Source organism: Vibrio sp. V10_P2A27P122 (assembly GCF_963874335.1).
GTDB classification, from domain to species: Bacteria; Pseudomonadota; Gammaproteobacteria; order Enterobacterales; family Vibrionaceae; genus Vibrio; species Vibrio anguillarum.
Map to the genome: position 1 here is coordinate 2118 of NZ_CAWNHY010000046.1, position 6408 is coordinate 8525.

Here is a 6408-nt window from a genome sequence, read left to right on the forward strand (position 1 = left end):
CACCACCGCATTGGACGTAACGGTGCAAGCCCAAATTATGGATTTGTTGAACGAGCTCAAAAGCGAATTCAATACCGCCATTATCATGATCACCCATGATCTGGGTGTGGTTGCGGGTTCATGTGACAAAGTATTGGTAATGTATGCAGGGCGTACGATGGAATATGGCTCTGTGGATGAAATTTTCTACAACCCGAGTCACCCTTACGCTGAAGGTTTATTAAAAGCCATTCCTCGTTTGGATACGGAAGGTGAAATATTACCAACGATTCCTGGAAACCCACCTAACTTGCTACGATTGCCACCGGGTTGCCCTTATCAAGAGCGTTGCCACCGAGTGACAGAACGCTGTAAACGTGAAGCACCTATTTTATTGCCATTTGCCGATGGTCGCCAACGTGCCTGTTTTTCTGATTGGGAGGCTTGGGTTAAATGAGCGAACAAAAACCATTATTACTGGATGTAAAGAACCTCAAAGTTCACTTCAACATTGCCTCTAAATCCGCGTGGCCATGGTCTAAACCATCCAACCTAAAAGCCGTAGATGGCGTCAATGTGCGTCTATATGAGGGTGAAACTCTCGGCGTAGTAGGTGAATCAGGTTGCGGAAAGTCTACTTTTGCGCGAGCGATCATTGGTTTAGTCGAAGCCACCGAGGGTGAAGTGGTGTGGCTAGGAAATGATTTGACGAAAATGCATGAGGTTGAGCGTCGCAAAACCCGTAAGCAAATTCAGATGATTTTCCAAGACCCACTGGCGTCATTGAACCCAAGAATGTCGGTTGGCGATATTATTGCAGAGCCACTTCAAACCTTTTATCCAGAACTTTCGAAGCAAGAAGTAAAGGACCGTGTAAAAGAGATGATGACAAAAGTCGGTTTATTGCCGAACGTCATTAACCGCTATCCCCATGAATTCTCTGGTGGTCAGTGTCAACGTATTGGTATTGCCCGTGCGCTCATTTTAAAACCGAAAATGATCATCTGTGATGAGCCAGTTTCTGCTTTGGATGTTTCAATCCAAGCGCAGGTGGTTAACCTGCTCAAAGAGCTGCAAAATGAGCTTGGTTTAAGTTTGGTTTTTATTGCCCATGATTTATCGGTAGTTAAACACATCTCTGATCGTGTACTCGTGATGTATTTAGGCAATGCGGTCGAGCTTGGCACCTCTGAGGCGTTGTTTGCGAATCCATCACACCCTTACACCAAAGCTTTGATGTCGGCTGTGCCAATTCCAGATCCAAAACTGGAGCGTGCTAAGAAAATTCAGATGCTAGAAGGGGATTTACCCTCGCCAATCAACCCGCCTTCTGGATGTGTTTTCCGTACCCGCTGTCCTCAAGCGACGGAAATTTGCGCACAGCAAAAACCGCAGATTAAAGGTAGTGATGAACATGCTGTGTCTTGTTTGCATGTCGAGCTCTAAATTTAGCCTGTGACAGGCTTAAGCGCGACGCATTTCTGGGTCGCGCTTTTTTTATCTGTGCGCTTAGCGGGGTAAATAGCACTGTTCAAAATTTCTGAATAACAAGGACAACTTCCTCCGGTTTTACCATTTTCTATCCTACTTATAATAAAAAAGTCATCGGAATGAGGAGTGGAGATCATGGGAAAATTAGTTGAAGGCGTCTGGCACAATGTTTGGTATGACACCAAAAGCAGCGCTGGGCATTTTGTACGCGAAGACGCAGGATTCAGACACTGGGTCGACAGCCAGCCAGATGCACGATTTCAACCAGAATCGGGCCGTTATCATTTGTATGTCTCTTTGGCATGCCCTTGGGCTCACCGTACATTGATTTTTCGCCAACTCAAATCACTCACCGAACACATTGATGTTACGGTCGTTTGTCCTGACATGCTAAGTGAAGGCTGGTCTTTTGGCATTCCTGAACCTCTGTTCGGCTATACCAAGCTCCATCAAATCTACACCAAAGCAAAGGTAGATTATTCAGGGCGAGTAACTGTACCTGTGTTGTGGGATAAGAAGACCAATACCATTGTTAGCAATGAATCTTCTGAGATTATTCGCATGTTTAACAGTGCATTTAATGAGTTAACGGGTAACCAGCAAGACTACTATCCGCAAGCACTCAGCAAAGCTATCGATGAATGGAATGCGTATATCTACCCCAATATTAATAATGGCGTTTATCGATGTGGGTTTGCGACCACGCAAGAGGCCTATGACGATGCTTATGATGCACTCTTTACGGCATTAGATAAGGTCAACAACCATCTAGCAACGTATCGCTACTTGGTCGGTAACCAGATCACCGAGGCGGATTGGCGTTTATTCACTACACTTATCCGTTTTGATGCTGTTTACGTCGGGCATTTTAAATGCAATAAACAGCGTATTGCCGATTATGAGAACTTAAGCGGTTACTTAAAAGAGCTTTACCAAATCGACGGTATCAAACAAACGACCGATTTTTACCACATCAAACGCCACTATTATTTCAGCCATATCGGCATTAACCCAACGCAAGTGGTACCTAAGGGGCCGGATCTTGATCTTGATACGCCCCATGAGCGCGGCTTTATTGGGTTATAACGAGGGTGGAAGTGTGCTATAAAAAAGGCTCTTATGTGATACATAAGAGCCTTTTAATCAGCAAGTTAGGCTAAGAATTTTATTTTGTTTCTTGGCTTGCTTGAATCGCCGTCAACGCGATTGTGTAAACAATGTCGTCAACCAATGCACCGCGAGACAAATCGTTTACTGGTTTACGCATGCCTTGCAGCATTGGACCGATAGAAACAAGGTCTGCTGAGCGTTGTACAGCTTTGTAAGTTGTATTACCTGTGTTTAGGTCAGGGAAGACAAATACCGTTGCTTTACCAGCGACTGGAGAGTTTGGTGCTTTAGAAGCCGCCACGTTTTCCATGATTGCAGCATCGTATTGCAGAGGACCGTCGATAATAAGATCTGGACGTTTCTCTTGAGCAATGCGCGTCGCTTCACGCACTTTATCTACATCAGCACCTTTACCTGATTCACCCGTCGAGTAGGAAATCATCGCCACGCGCGGGTCAATGCCGAATGCTGCCGCAGAATCGGCCGATTGAATCGCAATTTCAGCAAGCTGTTCAGCATTTGGATCTGGGTTGATGGCGCAGTCGCCGTATACCAACACTTGATCAGGCAATAGCATGAAGAAGATAGAGGATACAATTGAGGCATTTGGCGCGGTCTTAATGATTTGGAATGGAGGAACAATGGTGTTGGCTGTGGTATGAACCGCACCAGAAACCAAACCGTCAACTTCATCCGCTTCAAGCATCATTGTGCCAAGGAATACTGAATCTTGCAGTTTTTCACGAGCCACAACTTCTGTCATGCCTTTTGAACCACGCAGTTCAACCAAGCGAGCAACGTAGTTTTCGCGCACTGAGTCAGCATCGATAATTTCAACGCCAGCACCTAACTCAACACCTTGCTGCGCAGCAACGCGGCGGATTTCATCAGGGTTACCAAGTAAAACACAAGTCGCAATACCGCGCTCAGCACAAATAGATGCCGCTTTCACTGTGCGTGGTTCATCCCCTTCAGGAAGCACAATACGTTTACCTGCACGACGAGCATACTCAGTTAACTGGTAACGGAATGCTGGTGGGCTAAGGCGACGAATACCTTGCGTGCCCTCAGTAAGCGAATTAATCCAAGGGCCATCGATGTGGCTAGCAACATGATCGCTGATGAACTCGATACGTTCTTTATCGTCAGCTGGAACTTCTAGGCTAAAGCTTTGTAGGTTGAGTGACGTTTGCCAAGTGTTACCTTGCGCTTTAAAAATAGGCAATCCGCTTTCAAAGGCTGGTTTACATAGGTTCACAATCTCTTGTGGCATATCGTAACCGCCAGTCAGCAGTACCGCACCAATTTCAACGCCATTCATTGCGGCCAGAGAGGCGGCAACAATCACGTCAGGACGATCGGCCGATGTTACTAAGAGTGACCCTGGCTTAAAGTGCTCAATCATGTGTGGCAAAGAACGCGCACAGAAAGTGATGCTCTTAATACGGCGAGACTTAATTTCACCTTCATTAATGATTTCAGCTTTCAGGTGTTTGGCCATATCAATAGCACGAGTCGCGATAAGATCGATACTCCAAGGCACGCAACCTAACACACGAATTGGGCTAGTGTTGAAGATCTGCATCACTTCTAAATTGGCTTGTTTCGCGCTATCTGCATCATCAAAAATTTCTGATAAGTCAGGGCGAGTACGGCCTGCTTCATCAACAGGGGCATTAAGCTTGTTGATAATAACACCTGAAATGTTTTTATTTTTTGTTCCACCAAAGTTTGAGCACGCAACTTCAATACGCTCTTTCAACTGAGTTGGGTTGTCCGTTCCCGGAGTCGCGACAAACACAATTTCTGCGCCCAGTGTTTTGGCAATTTCTGCGTTCACTTGGTTCGCGAATGGGTGTTTGCGTGTTGGCACAAGGCCTTCAATCAGTGTTACTTCAGAATCTTTATTGATGTGGTTGTAACGCTCAACGACGGTTTCAAGCAACACATCCATCTTTTCGCTACCGATCAACGTTTCTGCCGCTGACATCATCATCGGTTCTGCAATGCTGATGTCGCTATTGCGACCGATAATCGTTGAAGTGAGATCAGGTTGATCGCCACCCGAGCGAGGTTGTGCAATAGGCTTATAAAAAGAAACGCTAACACCTTTACGCTCCATGGCGCGAAGGACACCCATGCTCACGCTGGTAAGACCAACACCAGCGCTGATAGGGATAAGCATAATAGTACGGGACATGAGTAAAGTACCTCAAACTATTGAAATCAATCTAACCGAAACTAGATTGAAAAAGGAACAAAGCCCAACATGACCTTCTTCGGAAATAAGCCTGCTGACCTAAATCGCTAGAAACTAAGGGTTGAGCCCCGGTAAAAAACTGGCTAACTCAGAGAGTTAGCCAGAAAGTCAATTAAAGACCTGCCAGACGAGCAGTATCTTCAGCAATCACTAGCTCTTCATTGGTCGAGATAACCATAGCTGGAATACGGCTGTTTGCCGTTGTGATCACACCTTCGCCGCCAAAACGTGCTTTTAGGTTTGCTGCGCTGTCGACTTCGATACCGAAGATAGCCAAACGGTTTAGTACCATTTCACGGATAGGGCCTGAGTTCTCACCGATACCACCAGTGAAGACGATAGCGTCTAGGCGACCGTCAAGGCTTGCTGTGTAGCCAGCCACGTATTTTGCTAGGCGGTGGCAGAACACGTCCATTGCACGAGTCGCTTCTTCTTTCTCACCGTAGTTATCTTCAACAAAACGGCAATCCGAAGTCACTTGAGTTAAGCCTTGTAGGCCAGACTCTTTGGTTAGCATAGTGTTGATTTGATCAACAGAGTAACCCAGTGCATCGTGCAGGTGGAAGATGATTGCAGGGTCGATGTCACCACAACGTGTGCCCATCACCAAACCTTCAAGCGGCGTTAGACCCATTGAAGTATCAACTGATTGACCGTTTTTGATCGCACAAACAGAAGCACCATTGCCTAGGTGACAGTTGATGATGTTAACTTCTTCAACTGGCTTGTTGAGTAGGCCTGCAACTTCACGAGTGATGAATAAGTGTGAAGTACCATGCATGCCATAACGACGGATACCATGCTCTTTGTATAGATTGTACGGAAGAGCGTATAGGAAAGACTCTTCAGGCATAGTTTGATGGAACGCAGTATCAAACACAGCTACGTTTTGAAGCTCAGGGAAGTTTTTCTTAGCGGCTTCGATACCGATGATGTGTGCTGGGTTATGAAGCGGTGCAAAGGTTGCAGCGTCTTGAATACCTTTCAGTACATCATCAGAGATAAGTGCAGATTGAGTGAACTGCTCACCACCGTGTACGATACGGTGACCGATAGCGCCAAGGTTAGCTTTAAGCTCTGGCTTAGAAGCAAGAATAGTTTCAACCATAAACGCGAGTGCTTCTTCGTGCGCTGCACCTTCGCCTAGTTGCGCTTCGTGTTTACCGTCAAGTTTCCACTTGATACGTGCTTCAGGAAGGTGAAGACATTCAGCAAGACCTGATAGGTGCTCAGCACCTGTTTCTGCATCGACAACAGCAAATTTAAGAGAAGAACTACCGCAGTTTAAAACTAAAACTAGCTTAGACATGTGTGACTACCTGTAATAATCGGTTAGGATAAAAATCATTCACAAGAATAGTAGAACCGTTGTGGAGCGCTACTAATCTTGGTCAATAAAACTTGAATTTCCGTATAATGAGACGGGGCTTTTAACGTAAAGTCGTCGATGCATTCCTTGCAGATTTCATCTCGGAGTTGCCTAAATTGTAAATAACGGCAACAATGAGATTGAGGGCTCGCAAAGAATAGCGATAATGGGCCAATATAACAAAAAAAAATTGAAATAA

Annotated in this window: 5 protein-coding genes; 3 read left to right on the forward strand and 2 right to left on the reverse strand. The window is 45.6% G+C overall.

Annotated elements, in window-relative coordinates:
- From AACQ17_RS02875 to AACQ17_RS02885, 3 genes are all read left to right on the forward strand, one after another.
- Positions 1-436 (forward strand): oligopeptide/dipeptide ABC transporter ATP-binding protein (locus AACQ17_RS02875; RefSeq protein ID WP_339366197.1); only part of this gene is annotated, 436 nt, incomplete at its 5' end.
- The gene (gene oppF / locus AACQ17_RS02880; RefSeq protein ID WP_010319732.1) at positions 433-1425 is read left to right on the forward strand and encodes a murein tripeptide/oligopeptide ABC transporter ATP binding protein OppF; all 993 of its coding nucleotides are present in this window, start codon (positions 433-435) and stop codon (positions 1423-1425) included. The genes AACQ17_RS02875 and oppF, both read left to right, overlap by 4 nt.
- 180 nt (positions 1426-1605) lie before the next feature.
- Positions 1606-2556 (forward strand): glutathione S-transferase family protein, encoded by a 951-nt coding sequence (locus tag AACQ17_RS02885; RefSeq protein ID WP_094146860.1) that lies wholly within the window; start codon positions 1606-1608, stop codon positions 2554-2556.
- A 79-nt stretch (positions 2557-2635) separates the two neighbouring features.
- Here AACQ17_RS02885 and pta read toward each other — a convergent pair whose 3' ends face one another.
- A complete protein-coding gene (pta, locus tag AACQ17_RS02890) occupies positions 2636-4780 on the reverse strand; it encodes a phosphate acetyltransferase (RefSeq protein ID WP_013856498.1) in 2145 nt (714 codons plus the stop codon).
- A gap of 172 nt (positions 4781-4952) precedes the next feature.
- The gene (locus tag AACQ17_RS02895; protein WP_013856499.1) at positions 4953-6149 is read right to left on the reverse strand and encodes an acetate kinase; all 1197 of its coding nucleotides are present in this window, start codon (positions 6147-6149) and stop codon (positions 4953-4955) included.
- Positions 6150-6408 lie beyond the last annotated feature (259 nt).